The following is a 14,806-nucleotide window of genomic DNA, read 5'->3' on the forward strand; positions in this document are numbered from 1 at the left end:
TACGATGCCAATTAAAGAAATGCCTCAGCCAAAAACATTTGGAGAGCTTAAAAACTTACCGTTATTAAACACAGATAAACCGATTCAAACTTTGATGAAAATTGCGGATGAATTAGGAGAAATCTTTAAATTTGAAGCGCCTGGCCGCGTGACGCGCTACTTATCGAGTCAGCGTCTAATCAAAGAAGCATGCGATGAATCACGCTTTGATAAAAACTTAAGTCAAGCGCTTAAATTTGTGCGTGATTTTGCAGGAGACGGTTTATTTACAAGCTGGACCCACGAAAAAAACTGGAAAAAAGCCCATAACATCTTGCTTCCAAGCTTCAGCCAGCAAGCAATGAAAGGCTATCATGCGATGATGGTAGATATCGCTGTGCAGCTTATTCAAAAGTGGGAGCGTCTAAATACAGATGAGCATATTGAAGTACCGGAAGATATGACGCGTTTAACGCTTGATACAATCGGTCTTTGCGGCTTCAACTATCGCTTTAACAGCTTTTACCGAGATCAGCCGCATCCGTTTATTACAAGTATGGTTCATGCACTAGATGAAGCAATGAACAAGTTGCAGCGAGCAAATCCAGATGATCCAGCTTACGATGAAAATAAGCGCCAGTTTCAAGAAGATATCAAAGTGATGAACGACCTAGTAGATAAAATTATTGCAGACCGCAAAGCAAGCGGTGAACAAAGCGATGATTTGTTAACGCATATGCTAAACGGAAAAGATCCAGAAACAGGTGAGCCGCTTGATGACGAGAACATTCGCTATCAAATTATTACGTTCTTAATTGCGGGACACGAAACAACAAGCGGTCTTTTATCATTTGCGCTGTATTTCTTAGTGAAAAATCCACATGTATTACAAAAAGCAGCAGAAGAAGCAGCACGAGTTTTAGTAGATCCTGTGCCAAGCTACAAACAAGTCAAACAGCTTAAATATGTGGGCATGGTCTTAAATGAAGCGCTGCGCTTATGGCCAACGGCTCCTGCGTTTTCCCTATATGCAAAAGAAGATACGGTGCTTGGAGGAGAGTATCCTTTAGAAAAAGGTGATGAACTGATGGTTCTGATTCCTCAGCTTCACCGTGATAAAACAATTTGGGGAGACGATGTAGAGGAGTTTCGCCCAGAGCGTTTTGAAAACCCAAGCGCGATTCCACAGCATGCGTTTAAACCATTTGGAAACGGTCAGCGTGCGTGTATCGGTCAGCAGTTCGCTCTTCATGAAGCAACGCTTGTACTTGGTATGATGCTAAAACACTTTGATTTTGAAGATCATACAAACTACGAGCTGGATATTAAAGAAACTTTAACGTTAAAACCTGAAGGCTTTGTTGTAAAAGCAAAATCGAAACAAATTCCGCTTGGCGGCATTCCTTCACCAAGCCGAGAGCAGTCAGCTAAAAAAGAGCGCAAAACCGTAGAAAACGCTCATAATACGCCGCTTCTTGTGCTATACGGTTCAAATATGGGAACAGCCGAAGGAACGGCGCGTGATTTAGCGGATATTGCGATGAGCAAAGGATTCGCACCGCAAGTCGCAACGCTTGATTCCCACGCAGGAAACCTTCCGAGTGAAGGAGCTGTTTTAATTGTAACGGCTTCTTATAACGGTCATCCGCCTGATAACGCAAAGGAATTTGTTGACTGGTTAGACCAAGCGTCTGCTGATGAAGTAAAAGGCGTGCGCTACTCCGTATTTGGATGCGGTGATAAAAACTGGGCGACAACGTATCAAAAAGTGCCTGCTTTTATTGATGAAACTCTTGCCGCTAAAGGGGCAGAAAACATAGCTGAACGCGGTGAAGCAGATGCAAGCGACGACTTTGAAGGCACGTACGAAGAATGGCGTGAACACATGTGGAGTGACTTAGCAGCCTACTTTAACTTAGACATTGAAAACAGCGAAGAAAATGCGTCTACGCTTTCACTTCAATTTGTCGACAGCGCTGCGGACATGCCGCTTGCGAAAATGCACCGTGCGTTTTCAGCAAACGTCGTAGCAAGCAAAGAGCTTCAAAAGCCAGGCAGTGCACGAAGCACGCGTCATCTTGAAATTGAACTTCCAAAAGAAGCTTCTTATCAAGAAGGAGATCATTTAGGTGTTATTCCTCGCAACTATGAAGGAATAGTAAATCGTGTAGCAACAAGATTCGGTCTAGATGCATCACAGCAAATCCGTTTGGAAGCTGAAGAAGAAAAATTAGCTCATTTGCCACTCGGTAAAACAGTATCAGTAGAAGAGCTTCTGCAATACGTGGAGCTTCAAGATCCTGTTACGCGCACGCAGCTTCGCGCAATGGCTGCTAAAACAGTCTGCCCGCCGCATAAAGTAGAGCTTGAAGTCTTGCTTGAAAAGCAGGCGTACAAAGAACAAGTGCTGGCAAAACGTTTAACAATGCTTGAACTGCTTGAAAAATATCCGGCGTGTGAAATGGAATTCAGCGAATTTATCGCACTTCTTCCAAGCATGCGTCCGCGCTATTACTCAATTTCTTCATCACCTCGTGTCGATGAAAAACAAGCAAGCATCACGGTCAGCGTTGTTTCAGGAGAAGCGTGGAGCGGATACGGAGAATACAAAGGAATTGCATCGAACTATCTTGCCAATCTGCAAGAAGGAGATACGATTACGTGCTTTGTTTCCACACCGCAGTCAGGATTTACGCTGCCAAAAGGCCCTGAAACACCACTTATCATGGTAGGACCGGGAACAGGCGTCGCGCCGTTTAGAGGCTTTGTGCAGGCTCGCAAGCAGTTAAAAGAACAAGGACAGTCGCTTGGAGAAGCGCATTTATACTTTGGCTGCCGTTCACCTCATGAAGATTATCTGTATCAAAAAGAGCTTGAAAACGCCCAAAATGAAGGCATCATTACGCTTCATACCGCTTTTTCTCGCGTACCAAATCAGCCAAAAACATACGTTCAGCACGTGATGGAACAAGACGGCAAGAAATTGATTGAACTTCTTGACCAAGGAGCGCACTTCTATATTTGCGGAGACGGAAGCCAAATGGCACCTGACGTTGAAGCAACGCTTATGAAAAGCTATGCTGAAGTTCACCAAGTGAGTGAAGCAGACGCTCGCTTATGGCTGCAGCAGCTAGAAGAAAAGGGCCGATACGCAAAAGACGTGTGGGCTGGGTAAATTAAAAAGAGGCTAGGATAAAAGTAGTTTAGTTGGTTGAAGGAAGATCCGAACGATGAGTCGTTCGGATTTTTTTATTGGTAGAGTGAACGTAGATTTCATTTATTTAGTGGCTTCTAACGGTTGATTGGAGGGTAAGGCGAAGACTCCTGCAGGAAAAGCGGAACAGGTGAGACCCCGCAGGAGCACAAGCGACGAGGAGGCTCACCGGCCGCCCGCGGAAAGGGAAGTCTTGCACGGAAATCAACCGCGGTGTCACATGCGAGCCATACGAATTCATTTCTTCCATTTATTCGTCTTTTGTCGCCGCCTCATTTTTATAGTGTCTTAGCGTTTCTTCTGCGTGATAGCAAATTTTTTCAATTAGCTCCTGAGGTTCTTCAATAAAAGCATGGGCCCCTAAGGTATAGAAAAAAGAAGCCATGTAGTTTAATTCATTTCCATCAGTTATTGTATCGATATAGCCATTCCCATCACGCGCCACCTTTACATGATTTTCAAGCCAAGGAACGCCTTTACACTGACGAACGCCTTCGTGCGTCAAGGTTACTTTTAACGAAATCGGCTGTGAGTTTACCGGTTCTGTTTCAAGCCATCCCTTTAACGTAAGAGACATATTTTCGTCTTTTTCTAAAACCTTTAACGAGTGAATACGATCCGCTCGAAATAATAACACTTTTTGCTTATCGCAGGAATAGGCAGGGCAGTACCATAAACCGTTATGAGCATAAATGCCAAGGGGTTTGACTTGTTTTCTTGTTTGACCGGTCTGTGAATCATAAAGAAATTCAACATATTTTCCTGCAAGGCTTGCTTCTAAAAGCTCTTTTAAATAAGGAGTGTCAAGGTTTCTTTTAGGATTCCAAAACGCAATATGAGCACTCATTTTATCTACTTTTTTCTTTGTTTCCTCAGACAGGTACACATAAAATTTTTGAAGAGCCGCATGAATTCCTGCATCAAACGGAAGGTCATGATAATACTGCAGAGCCTGATAAGCAAAAAAGATAGAGATAGCTTCTTCTTCCGTAAACAAAATAGGAGGGAGAATGCGATTTTTTAGCACTCTGTAACCGCCGCTCCGTCCTTTTTCACTGTAAAGAGGCAGTCCTAATTCACTTAAGTCCAGTAAATAGCGTTGAACGGTCCGCACGGAAAGACCAAATTCCTCCGCTAGTTCTTTTGCCGTAAACGTTCTTTTTGTATTAATAAACATGAGCATATCAACAAGCCGTCTAGACTTAGCCATTTATTTTCACCTTTTTCTTCTAATATGACAAAAATTGTCGTATTAAGATGATATCATACAGAAACAGTAAAGTTGAAAGGAGAAAAAGGAATGAAGAAAAAAATCGTCGTATATATTGCGGCAAGCTTAGACGGGTATATTGCAAGAGAAAACGGAGAGATTGACTGGCTGGAAAGCGTAGAAGGAGAGGGAGACAACGGCTACGAAGCGTTTTATCAAACGTGTGATGCGGTCGTTATGGGAAAGGCTACGTACGACCACGTGCTGAAGCTCATATCAGATTTTCCTTATCACGATAAAAAGTGCTACGTGTTTAGCCGCTCATCTCAAGGAAAAGATCAGTATGTAGAGTTTGTAAACGAAAGCGTAGCATCATTTCTTAACAACCTCAATCAAGATACGAAAAAAATATGGCTGGTGGGAGGCGCTGATATTCTCGCTGATTTCTTAACAGCAAAGAGGGTGGATGAATTTATTATATCGGTCATTCCCGTTTTGCTTGGGGCTGGTATTCCGCTGTTTAAACGAGGAATTCCCGAAATAAACTTGAAGCTGACTTATATGAAGCAGTACGGGCAAATTGCTCAGCTTTATTACGAAAAAGAATAAGCTTTTCGTAATAAAAACTCTTTCTGTAGTGTCAGTGTGCTCATCGTGTATTTAACATACAGCTATTGTTATTTTAAGGACAGTGACATCAAGACTGGCTTTTTTTCATAGTATATTTTTGGGGTGAGAAAATGCCAAGAGTAAATTATCGAGATTCAGACGTTGCTTTAATGGCAAGGATGATGAGAGCAGAAGCTGAAGGCGAAGGAAAACAAGGAATGCTGTATGTTGGAAATGTCATTGTCAATCGCCTGAAAGCAAACTGTTTAGATTTCAAGAATTTAAGATCCGTTCCGCAAGTTATTTATCAGGTGCAGGGTGGCAACTATTCGTTTGAAGCTGTTCAAAAAGGAAATGTATTTTATCAAAGAGCAAGAAGTGTTGAAAAAAGGTTAGCCAAAAAGAATTTGGATTATTGGAGAGAACATCCGGGGAAATATGCCCTGTGGTACTTTAACCCATCCGCTCCATGCCCTCCAACCTGGTACGATCAACCTGCTTCTGGTCAATACAAAAATCATTGTTACTATGAGCCAAAACCCGGAACATGCGCTAGCGTTTATAACGGGTAGATAGCCTGGGAAATATGCTGCATTCTGAAGGTTGGGCCTCACATCCGAATCTTTAGCTGCAGGAGACAAGGTAGTCGTTCTTCATATAATAAGAGAAAGCCCTCTTTTAATAAAGGGGGCTTTTGGTAATTGGTGCATTCATCATTTTGCTTCAAATTTTATGTTTTTACCAGCAGCAAATTCCTCTTGATTCTTCGTTTTTGTATCCTTCAATACCCAAGACGTCTTGATCTTACCTGTTGCTAAAATATCTTTGATTTGTTGATCGTTTAAGTCTTTTGTATAAAGGACAAATTCCCTTGTATAGATGTTTTTATTTTCTTGCTCTTCATCTGCACCGCTGCCAAACCAATATCTTATTTGCTGATCGTCTTTCATGTTATTAAAAGCTTGTTTATAATTAGGCAGCTTAACTTGAATATTCGACAGGTAATCCGTACCGCGTAATGTAAGAACCACATGCACTTTGCGAAAATCTTGTTTAGAGGGGCTTGTTAATTCGGATATTTCAACTTCACTAAATTCTTTTTTCGTCAGCGGTTTAACTGTAGTAGAAACAGAAACTTGCGGGTCTGAGTGATTTGTCGTAACTTCTTCGGTACTGCAGGCGCTTAAAATGATCACCGTTAAAAGAGCATAAACGAACCCCACTGCTTTTTTATTCATGCACGTTCTCCTTTGTCATTAATAGATAATGGTACTCATTCGTCGTATTCATTGTATTTACCTCTATTTGTTCCAATGTCCTAATCAACGAAGAAAATCGTAAAAGTATAAAAAAAGAAATGCCGAGGCATTTCTTTTTTCGTTCTATGAGTCTGGATTAAGCGAAGTATGCGTATACTCCGGCATACGCTCTTCTTTTTCCGTTAGCTGAGTATCGGGGCTTTGCTGCTCTTCTGAAATAGGAGACAGCGTAGGTTTTTGTTCATGATTCATGTTTGTTATTCCTCCTTATATAAAGTGAGCTGTTAATCAAGCGAAAGCAAATCATCTTGAATTCGCTGCGTTAAAGATGCCACTTGCTGCGTTAAACTGTCATTTTCCGCCTGGAGTTTTTGATAAGACTGATTTGCTTTTGAACATAGGTAAGGGTCTGTTTCCCACCAGTCCATGCCAATTTCTCTTGCTTTATCAATAGAAGCGACAAGCAGCCGGATTTTTATTGTTAAGAGTTCAACATCAGCAATTTGCACTTTAATATCTCCAGCAATGACAAGACCTTTATCTAATACTTTTTCCAATACTTCCACAATGGTGCCCAGCTGCCCGTTATGTTCCGCCGCCATTTTTTCACTCCTTGTTATAACACTTTTCCTAGGGGACCTAGATCAATATTTAAATCTTCATTTGTAAAGTTAAATACTGATTTTAGCTCCTCCATTTTGTTCTCTAACTTCATCAACGCCACGCCCAGGTCTTCGATTTGAGCGTCCGTCAGGTTTCCGCTGTCGACTCGGCGAATCGCATGTTTTTCAATGAGCTGCCGCAGTAATTCAATGACGGTTAAAACAAGCTGCGCTAGGCCTTGTTCAGCATTTTCCGCACTCAGCTCAATGCGACCGTTTCGTTTGAGGTTATTTTCCATTTCGCAACGCCTCCGTTTCCTGTTCAAGCTGCTGAGAAGAAATGATTTGACGATCATGAGAGCCTATCAGCGTTTCTACAGAAGAAATCAATACCCGCAAATCAAGATAGACTAAATCAATTCCGGCAATTGAAATCAATAAATCACCTTTAATGGCAATTCCTTTATCGAGGATCACATCTAATATATCAATGAGAGCGATGTCTTTTTGCTCGAGCGTTTGTTTTCGCAGCGATGTCATCCCGCATCTTTCTCCGAGCGCAGAGTGTCGATATGATAAGCAGGCCATGGTCCCGTTACTTCAATGTTCAGTCCCATTTTATTGTAAAACGTTTGCTTGTCGCTAATGGCTTTTAGAAACGATTCCACATTGTTCTTTGAAAGAAGGTAGATGCTGTTCCAGCACATGCTGTAGCTCTCGCCGGTTATTTTTTGACTCCAGTTATTTTTGATTTTATGATAAGTGGCGTAAGGACTTATCTCACTGTGCAAGTGATCACAAAGCGAAAGCTGTTCTTTTTCTGTTTCTTCTTCAATCAGCCTTTCTATCTTTTTACGTTCGAAAAACTGCCTGCCCGGAGGCAACGTAGTTATTTCTTCTTTTTTCTCTTGGATAGTTTCATTATGGGTTAGCAGATAGTTCTTTAAAGAATTCGTATGGGCATACACTTTTATATTCCATTCTTCAGATCTTTTTAAAAGCTGAAGAGAAGAGAGGTTTTTTTCTTTGTTATTGACAATACTTTCTCGACAGCTTTCCTTGCTTTTGTAGACCGTACAAAATTTCATGGGAAGAAGCGTGTAGTGACTTTGTAAGAAAAGAAGAGTCTCATGGTGATGCATGGCTTTGTCCTGCAGCCATTTCATATCGTGCTCGATCTTTTCTTTCAGCATTTCTTCCGAATAATCATCGCTTGGCAAGTCGCATACAAATGCGGTAATGTCATCAAAGTAAAGAGCATAGATAAGGTTGTTCTGATCCATGCCTTCAAGTGAAGGAAAGGGCATTTCCTTAGCTTCTTCGGTTGGAACTAGACCATATAAATAAATGAGCTTTTCCATCTTTTAACCTCACTTTTGTTTCTTCGTCATTGATTCCCATTTTTTTAATTCATATTCTTTTGCTGCTTCATACCTCAGCAGCAGTTCTTTTTCTTTTTCCATATATGCATCTTCTGGTATTTCTCCAAGCTCATACATCATTTGAAGATGAACGATTTTTTGCTGAATAAAAGAGACATCGTAAAGTTCTTTATCCGCTTCTTCGTTGATTTTCTGTCCGACTTTTACAATGAGCGTAACTGGAGACAGCAGCAGTTTATGAATCATACATTCTCTTCTACTTTTAGTTGAATATTAATAAAGTTATAAGCAGCCCACGGTCCGGAATATTTAAAATCGGCTTTGTGCTTCCATTTTTCATACAGGTCATTTACACGTTCATCAAACGCTGCTTCTTTTTCTCGGTCAATTAAAAAAGAAGCGTTCAAAAGCATCGTTTCGACAATAGGAGGGTTGAGTCTCGACGCTTCAGCTATCGGTTCTAAATGTTGATACAGCTCTTTATTACAGTCGTGCTGAAGCTTTAAAAAGAATTTCTGAGCTGTTTCTCCGTGCGCAATTTGTTTATAAAAATCAGCACTGGCAGAACGCGGGTTTCGTACTTGCTGCAAAGAAGAATCTTGATTCACTTTTTGTTTCAGCCAGTCCGGTTTCCCAATTACTTTTAGTCCGACTTCTATTTTTCCTTTTAACTGTGGGAAAAGGGAGGCGAACTGTGGATATAAGTTTTCTAACAGCATTTCAACATCTTGTTGACTATGAAACACGTTGCCAAAGCTGATTGGAATAACCGAATCATGCTCATTCATTACTTTGGAAATCACCTGCTGGTGCGCTGTGACGTTCTCTTTTGTAGGATGATAAATTTTAAGAGGAAAGGCAGCGGCCACTATAGCTGCATCTCGGTAATGAATGGTAAAAGTAGCTCTTTCCTGATGATCAATCGTGACGCTGCCAAACGTATGCGCCTCGGTGGCGGGAATACTGCAAAAAATATAAATGCCCGTTTCTTCACTCATCGATTTCTGTTTCATTCCTTTCCATTAAAATAATCAGCTTACTTCTCTGCTGGAGAGCTTCGATAGCGCAGGCTGGTGCGTGAAAAAGACGTAATGTTATGCTGCTTATTGACCAGCACTTCATAGATACCAAGCAGTTCATCTTTTGCATAGCGCCTCATATACTCCTGTTCTTCAAATGCTTCAAGTGTTATTTTCCATCCTCCATTTTGAATCGATTCATACGAAATAATTCGGTGAGGAGGAGCAACGTGTTCTTTAAAAAAATCAGTCACGGATTCCATGATTTCGGCTACTTTCACTTCTCAAATCCACCTTTATGAGTTTATAAATCTAAATCTTGTAAAAGGTTTAGCTGTTCAAGTTTTTTTCCGCCGTTATTCGAAGAAAGAAAATCTTCTCTTTCATTATGAAGCAGCCGAACTGCCTCAGCATACCTCAGCCATGTGTCCACACTGGCAATAACGATTCGAGCTTCGATGGTAATTAATTCAATACCAATAACGGAAATACGAGCGAATACGTCAATTACGACGCCTTTATCTAAGATGCGGTCAACTACTTCAGCTAGACTAGAACAATCGTTTGATTTGTTAATCGTCATGATGAAATTCCTCTCATGTTGCATAGTAAAATATATACGTTTGCTAATCTTGCTATTAATGTGCGTGATATTGTTAAAAATATACAAATAAAACGCGCATAAATTAAAAAATAGTATAAAATACCATGATTATTTTTGTTTAGATACGGGTAGAGTTAAGTACATTACTTTTATCCATTGATGAATGAAAACACATACATAAAACACAAAAGGAGTGGAGAAAGATGAGAAAAGAAGAGCAGCCGGTATTATCTGATTTTATTGAAAAGGACCAATTTGAGTTAAATTCATATTTAACTTCTTTATTTGAAACTACAAGTGAAAAGGAAGAAAAAAACGGTTGATAAGCTGAGAGTGTATAGGGCTACTTTCCATACGGAAAGTAGTTTTTTCATTTGTAAACTTGATATACTGATTGGATAAAGAGGTGAGAAAGGTGAACGAAAGAGACGTGGTTTCGAGAAGTATTTTAACAAAAGCGACGGGCTTTTTGGCATCTGGTTATACTCATAGTTTAAATCCGTATGCCGGATGTGCATTTTCCTGCAAATTTTGCTACGTGCGAGAACTGCCAATTCAGCGTTTTAAAGAGATGGAGTGGGGGACATGGCTAGAGCTTAAAGTCAACGCAGCTGAAGTCTATCAAAAAGAAATACAAAAACTGCGAAAAAAAGAGCAGCCGGTGCGCATCTTTATGTCTTCAGCGACAGATCCCTATCAGCCTGCTGAGCGTAAAGCAGGCATCACACGTGCCCTTTTAGAAACGATGATCAATCATCCGGCTGATTTTTTATTGATTCAAACAAGGTCGCCCCTTGTGACGAGGGATATTGATTTGCTTTTACAGCTTCAAAAAGTATGTGATCTTCGCGTATCGATGACTGTTGAAACGGACCGAGAAGATGTAAAACAAATTTTTTCTCCTTATGCTCCGGGGATGAAACTTCGTATGAACGCGTTAAAAAAAGTAAAAGAAAGCGGAATTTCAACGCAAGTAACCATTGCTCCAATGCTTCCTTTCACGCCTGAATTTCCTAAAAAAATAGAAGGAATGATGGACCGAATTTGCATTGATACCTTGTACTTAGGAGACGGTTCCTTAGGTAAAACGTCTAAAAGGCTAGGGATGCCTGAATTATTTGAGAAGTACGGTTTCCTAGACTGGTATGACAAAGACATTCATATCAAAGCCATTCGTTATTTTGAAAAATTTTATCCTTCTTCAATGATTTATCTTTCTCAAGAGGGATTTGCCCCATAAAAAAAGAAGGGCTAGAAGAACCCTTCTTTTTTTATATTAGTTTTTATACGTATCAAACATGTTCGTATCGTCAGGTACGTTTTCTAAATAGCTGATTTTCCCGTTTTCATCTAGCTTAGCAATATCTTTTCCCGTTTGAGTAAAGACGCTGCCAGATGCACGTTTACCGCATACTGCCCAAGGCGTTTCAAACTTATCTGTACCTTCAACTGCTTTCCAGCCTTCGAACATATGCTTAATATCAGCATTTTCTTTAAACACCATTTTCACAAACAGCTTCCAGTTTTCAATGCCTTGCTTTTCGTGGCCGTTTAAGACAAATACGATATCTTCTGAAAAAAGCCCCACTAATTCTTCAAATGCTTGTTCGCTTGTACGTGATTGATCGAATAAATCAAAATATCTATTTAAGTTTTCCATGATGATCTCCTTTGGGTGCTACAGCACCATTTTTTCTTCTACTGTTGCTTTTAGCATGTCCAGGTTTTCTTTTGGACATTTTTTGTGAATTTCATTTGTGAGCGTAGCAATGGTTTGCCGTTTTAAGATAGACTGCCACGAAGATTCGGCTTCTTCCATTAAATCGGATAATAAGCAAATATCTTTGTCTTTTAAGTTAAGCATATCGTGAAAAATACCGCTTGATGAGTAAAGAGACTGCTTACCTTCAATGGCTACGTATACGTCATAAATACGAATTTCTTCCGGCGTTTTCTTTAAGCGAAATCCACCTTTGCTACCAGGAACGGAAGCAAGTAAATCAGCGCTAACCAGCTTGCGAAGAAGCTTTTGAAAATACGTAGGCGAACCACCAAGCTGAGTGCTGATGACATCTCCTGGCAACACAGCTTTTTCAGGTAAAAACGTAAGCAGCAAAATGGCATACACCGATTGCTCAACGCCTGTTTTCATGTGCAAAGACATCATCTCCTGCTATATGTGTACAACGTGGATAATCATTATCTACGTTGTGCACATCATAACGCTTATGAATCAAAAAGTAAAGCAGTTACTTAATATGCACGTGATATTCGTGTATACTGTGAAAGAAACAGCAACAAAATACGGAGATGAGAGAATGACAACTATTGCAGATATCGCTCGGCTTGCAGGAGTAGCAAAAAGCACTGTATCCCGCTACCTTAACGGAGGGTCTGTGAGCGATGCGACGAAACGAAAAATCGAAGAGATTATTAAAGAAACAAACTATAGCCCAAATGCGTTTGCTCAAAGCTTAAAAGCGAAAAAAACAAATATCATTGGCGTAATTGTTCCGCGCATGGGTTCTTTTGCGACTTCCCGCACATTAGATGGTATTGACCAAGAACTTAGAGACCACCACTATCAAATGATTATTTCCAATTCTAATCAAGATTTAGAAAGAGAAGTCGAAAATATCTATACGCTGGCTAAGCAGAAGGTAGCAGGTATTATTCTTCTTGCCGTTCAAATCACAAAAGCTCATTTGGAAGCGTTCCGCACAATTTCAATTCCCGTTTTGTTAATTGGACAGCAGCATGAAGAAGTCCACAGTTTAATTCACCAAGACTACGAGGCTGCATGCGACATTGGAAGGTACATAGGAGAAAAAGGGCATAAAAAAATCGCTTTTTTAGGCGTAACCGAAAAAGACATAGCTGTAGGTGTAAAGCGAAAAGAAGGCGTAAAGCAAGGTCTTAAAGACAGAGATTGCGAGATCCGCTGTTATCAAACAAGCTTTAACATGAGCGATGCAATCGGGGCCGCTACGGCTGTGATGAAAGAATTTAATCCGTCCATTATTGTATGTGCGACCGATAACATTGCGCTTGGTACGTTAAAGGCAGCTTATTTAAACGGACTGCGCGTTCCTGAAGATGTATCTATTACCGGCTTTGGAGGCTATGAAATTACAGGTGTGATTCATCCCAGCTTAACGACCGTAAAATATTACTATAAAGAAGCGGGACAAATGGGGGCGCAGCGAATCATTAAGCTAGTTAACGGAGAAGAAGTCGAAAAGCTTACGCTTTCGAACTATGAATTAATTGAAAGAGAGAGCGTTGATAATCGTTTTACATAAAAAACGATTGACAGAATGTAGGAGATGCTATAGTATAAGTGGTGTAAATACAAACAAATAATTGAACGTATCTCCTAAAGGGGAGTAGCTTTAACAGCAAAGTCGTCATTACAGAGATTATCTCTCGGCTTTGTTGGCGACATTATGTTGTTAGCAAGACCTTTACCGCTTATTTGGTAAGGGTCTTTTTTGTATTTAATTATAAAAAGGGAGGAAAAGGCTCGGACATTTAAAGGAGAAACGTTACATAAAAAGAGAAGGTGGAGGTAACTATGGAGGAACTAATTGGCGTATCAGTGCAAGGTTTGCTGCAAATTATTTTTCTTGATTTAATTTTAAGCGGGGATAACGCAATTGTTATTGCAATGGCGGCTCGTAACGTACCAAAAGATTTACAAAAAAGAGCGATTTTAATTGGAACAGGCGGCGCGATTGGTCTTCGATTATTATTTGCGGCTATTATTGTCCCTTTATTGAAAATACCATTAATCGGAGCGGTCGGCGGTTTGATGCTAGTGTGGATTGCATATAAATTATTAGCGGACAATCACGATCACGGTGACAATCCTCAAGGTGGAGCAACGGTATGGAGCGCGGTTAAAACCATCATTATCGCAGATGCGGTCATGTCATTAGATAACGTATTAGCTCTAGCAGGTGTAGCTCACGAATTTGTCCCGATTATGATTGGTGTATTAATTTCAATTCCGATTATTATTTGGGGAAGTAGCTTTATTATGAAAGCAATGGAAAAATTTCCGATTATCATTTACGCTGGAGCAGCGATGCTTGCATGGTCTGCTGGAAAAATGATTGTGGAAGATAAAATTATCGGCGGATTTGTTCCAACTACAGCTTTACATCTCGCTGTTCAAGTTATCTTAACCATTGCAGTTGTAGGCATTGGGTACATGAAAAACAAAAAAATGAAAAAAGAACAAGCCCACGCAGCTTAAAAAAAGAGCGTACGGATCATCCGTACGCTCTTTTTTTATGATTCGGGGTAGTGCATAAGTAAAAAAAAGCTTGCTTCTTCTTCAGAAGAATTGATATAGCTGTGAGAGGTATTTCCTGAAAAATGCAGAGCGTCTCCCGAGACTAATTCATGTTCTTCATTTTCAAAACGAACCGTTAATTCGCCTTCTTTAATAAGTAAGTATTCATCTCCTAAATGAGTTTTCGCTTCGTGCACGCATCCGGGCTTTAATGTGACGATGTAAATTTCAAACTTTTTTTCCGGATGATAAGGAAAAAAAGAATACACTAAGTAATCACCTTTGTTGTCCGTGATGGGATCTAGCTGTTTTATGCTTACTTTCTGCACATCCGGGGTGTCTTCTTTCATAAATACAGAAAAAGAGACTTGAAGGCCGTTGGCGATTTTCCAAAGCGTGGTAACCGTGGGACTGGATTTACCTTTTTCAATTTGTGCAAGCATTGCTTTACTAACACCCGTTAATTCGGAAACTTGATCAAGCGTCAAATTTCGATTTTTTCGTAATTTAACAAGATTTTTAGCAATAATATCTTGAATCGCGTCCATTGTTGTACTCCTTTAATTATTATAAAGATAGTATAACATACTGTTGTTTAATATAACGTATAGATGTATAATATAGCAGAAAA

The 14,806-nt window shown here is 40.1% G+C and carries 20 protein-coding genes and 1 pseudogene; 7 read left to right on the forward strand and 14 right to left on the reverse strand.

What is annotated here, in order from left to right; all coding sequences use genetic code 11:
• Nucleotides 1-4: 4 nt before the first annotated feature.
• Nucleotides 5-3,154, forward strand: a complete 3,150-nt coding sequence (locus AC4NPH_RS19495) for a bifunctional cytochrome P450/NADPH--P450 reductase (protein WP_491938875.1) — start codon at nucleotides 5-7, stop codon at nucleotides 3,152-3,154.
• A 138-nt stretch (nucleotides 3,155-3,292) separates the two neighbouring features.
• A pseudogene (locus AC4NPH_RS19500) lies at nucleotides 3,293-3,541 on the forward strand (hypothetical protein); the annotation flags it as partial.
• Here the strand turns inward: AC4NPH_RS19500 and AC4NPH_RS19505 are convergent.
• Nucleotides 3,444-4,403, reverse strand: a complete 960-nt coding sequence (locus tag AC4NPH_RS19505; protein WP_491938877.1) for a helix-turn-helix transcriptional regulator — start codon at nucleotides 4,401-4,403, stop codon at nucleotides 3,444-3,446. The pseudogene AC4NPH_RS19500 and the gene AC4NPH_RS19505 sit on opposite strands and share 98 nt — an antisense overlap.
• 90 nt (nucleotides 4,404-4,493) lie before the next feature.
• Here AC4NPH_RS19505 and AC4NPH_RS19510 point away from each other — a divergent pair, with 90 nt between their 5' ends.
• Nucleotides 4,494-5,012 carry a dihydrofolate reductase family protein gene (locus AC4NPH_RS19510; RefSeq protein WP_098196712.1) on the forward strand — a complete coding sequence of 173 codons (519 nt, stop codon included), beginning with the start codon at nucleotides 4,494-4,496 and terminating at the stop codon, nucleotides 5,010-5,012.
• A 131-nt stretch (nucleotides 5,013-5,143) separates the two neighbouring features.
• Complete coding sequence (locus AC4NPH_RS19515) at nucleotides 5,144-5,584, forward strand: cell wall hydrolase (protein WP_013057931.1); 441 nt, start codon at nucleotides 5,144-5,146, stop codon at nucleotides 5,582-5,584.
• A 141-nt stretch (nucleotides 5,585-5,725) separates the two neighbouring features.
• Here the strand turns inward: AC4NPH_RS19515 and AC4NPH_RS19520 are convergent, their stop codons facing one another.
• From AC4NPH_RS19520 to gvpA, 10 genes are all read right to left on the reverse strand, one after another.
• Nucleotides 5,726-6,250 carry a hypothetical protein gene (locus tag AC4NPH_RS19520; RefSeq protein WP_013057930.1) on the reverse strand — a complete coding sequence of 175 codons (525 nt, stop codon included), beginning with the start codon at nucleotides 6,248-6,250 and terminating at the stop codon, nucleotides 5,726-5,728.
• 144 nt (nucleotides 6,251-6,394) lie between these two features.
• Nucleotides 6,395-6,523, reverse strand: coding sequence for a hypothetical protein (locus AC4NPH_RS19525; protein WP_328250670.1), 129 nt, complete (start codon nucleotides 6,521-6,523; stop codon nucleotides 6,395-6,397).
• A gap of 32 nt (nucleotides 6,524-6,555) precedes the next feature.
• Complete coding sequence (locus tag AC4NPH_RS19530) at nucleotides 6,556-6,873, reverse strand: gas vesicle protein (RefSeq protein ID WP_013057928.1); 318 nt, start codon at nucleotides 6,871-6,873, stop codon at nucleotides 6,556-6,558.
• A gap of 14 nt (nucleotides 6,874-6,887) precedes the next feature.
• Entirely contained in the window at nucleotides 6,888-7,172 is a 285-nt protein-coding gene (locus AC4NPH_RS19535; RefSeq protein ID WP_013057927.1) for a gas vesicle protein K, read from the reverse strand.
• Nucleotides 7,162-7,413: a gas vesicle protein gene (locus AC4NPH_RS19540; protein WP_013057926.1), complete on the reverse strand. Its 252-nt coding sequence runs from the start codon at nucleotides 7,411-7,413 to the stop codon at nucleotides 7,162-7,164. Before AC4NPH_RS19540 ends, AC4NPH_RS19535 begins: the two co-directional genes overlap by 11 nt.
• Complete coding sequence (locus AC4NPH_RS19545; protein WP_063672074.1) at nucleotides 7,410-8,234, reverse strand: GvpL/GvpF family gas vesicle protein; 825 nt, start codon at nucleotides 8,232-8,234, stop codon at nucleotides 7,410-7,412. The genes AC4NPH_RS19540 and AC4NPH_RS19545 overlap by 4 nt, the downstream gene beginning before the upstream one ends.
• Nucleotides 8,235-8,243: 9 nt before the next feature.
• The gene (locus tag AC4NPH_RS19550; protein ID WP_013057924.1) at nucleotides 8,244-8,501 is read right to left on the reverse strand and encodes a gas vesicle protein GvpG; all 258 of its coding nucleotides are present in this window, start codon (nucleotides 8,499-8,501) and stop codon (nucleotides 8,244-8,246) included.
• Nucleotides 8,498-9,268 carry a GvpL/GvpF family gas vesicle protein gene (locus tag AC4NPH_RS19555; RefSeq protein ID WP_063672073.1) on the reverse strand — a complete coding sequence of 257 codons (771 nt, stop codon included), beginning with the start codon at nucleotides 9,266-9,268 and terminating at the stop codon, nucleotides 8,498-8,500. Before AC4NPH_RS19555 ends, AC4NPH_RS19550 begins: the two co-directional genes overlap by 4 nt.
• 23 nt (nucleotides 9,269-9,291) lie before the next feature.
• Entirely contained in the window at nucleotides 9,292-9,555 is a 264-nt protein-coding gene (locus AC4NPH_RS19560; protein ID WP_013057922.1) for a gas vesicle protein GvpO, read from the reverse strand.
• Nucleotides 9,556-9,578: 23 nt separating this feature from the next.
• Entirely contained in the window at nucleotides 9,579-9,857 is a 279-nt protein-coding gene (gene gvpA / locus AC4NPH_RS19565; protein ID WP_013057921.1) for a gas vesicle structural protein GvpA, read from the reverse strand.
• 436 nt (nucleotides 9,858-10,293) lie between these two features.
• Between gvpA and AC4NPH_RS19570 the strand changes: the two genes are divergently transcribed.
• Nucleotides 10,294-11,118: an SPL family radical SAM protein gene (locus tag AC4NPH_RS19570; protein ID WP_429582199.1), complete on the forward strand. Its 825-nt coding sequence runs from the start codon at nucleotides 10,294-10,296 to the stop codon at nucleotides 11,116-11,118.
• Nucleotides 11,119-11,154: 36 nt separating this feature from the next.
• On the opposite strand, the gene AC4NPH_RS19575 is transcribed toward AC4NPH_RS19570, so the two are convergent.
• Together AC4NPH_RS19575 and AC4NPH_RS19580 are read right to left on the reverse strand one after the other, a co-directional pair.
• A complete protein-coding gene (locus AC4NPH_RS19575) occupies nucleotides 11,155-11,538 on the reverse strand; it encodes a nuclear transport factor 2 family protein (protein ID WP_013057918.1) in 384 nt (127 codons plus the stop codon).
• An 18-nt stretch (nucleotides 11,539-11,556) separates the two neighbouring features.
• Nucleotides 11,557-12,036 carry an RrF2 family transcriptional regulator gene (locus tag AC4NPH_RS19580; RefSeq protein WP_013057917.1) on the reverse strand — a complete coding sequence of 160 codons (480 nt, stop codon included), beginning with the start codon at nucleotides 12,034-12,036 and terminating at the stop codon, nucleotides 11,557-11,559.
• Nucleotides 12,037-12,196: 160 nt separating this feature from the next.
• Here AC4NPH_RS19580 and AC4NPH_RS19585 point away from each other — a divergent pair, with 160 nt between their 5' ends.
• Nucleotides 12,197-13,180, forward strand: a complete 984-nt coding sequence (locus AC4NPH_RS19585) for a LacI family DNA-binding transcriptional regulator (protein WP_013057916.1) — start codon at nucleotides 12,197-12,199, stop codon at nucleotides 13,178-13,180.
• A gap of 272 nt (nucleotides 13,181-13,452) precedes the next feature.
• Nucleotides 13,453-14,136, forward strand: coding sequence for a TerC family protein (locus AC4NPH_RS19590; protein ID WP_013057915.1), 684 nt, complete (start codon nucleotides 13,453-13,455; stop codon nucleotides 14,134-14,136).
• A gap of 35 nt (nucleotides 14,137-14,171) precedes the next feature.
• Here the strand turns inward: AC4NPH_RS19590 and AC4NPH_RS19595 are convergent, their stop codons facing one another.
• Entirely contained in the window at nucleotides 14,172-14,723 is a 552-nt protein-coding gene (locus AC4NPH_RS19595) for a helix-turn-helix domain-containing protein (RefSeq protein ID WP_013057914.1), read from the reverse strand.
• Nucleotides 14,724-14,806: the final 83 nt, after the last annotated feature.

Source organism: Priestia sp. MDV22-iso46, assembly GCF_058629175.1.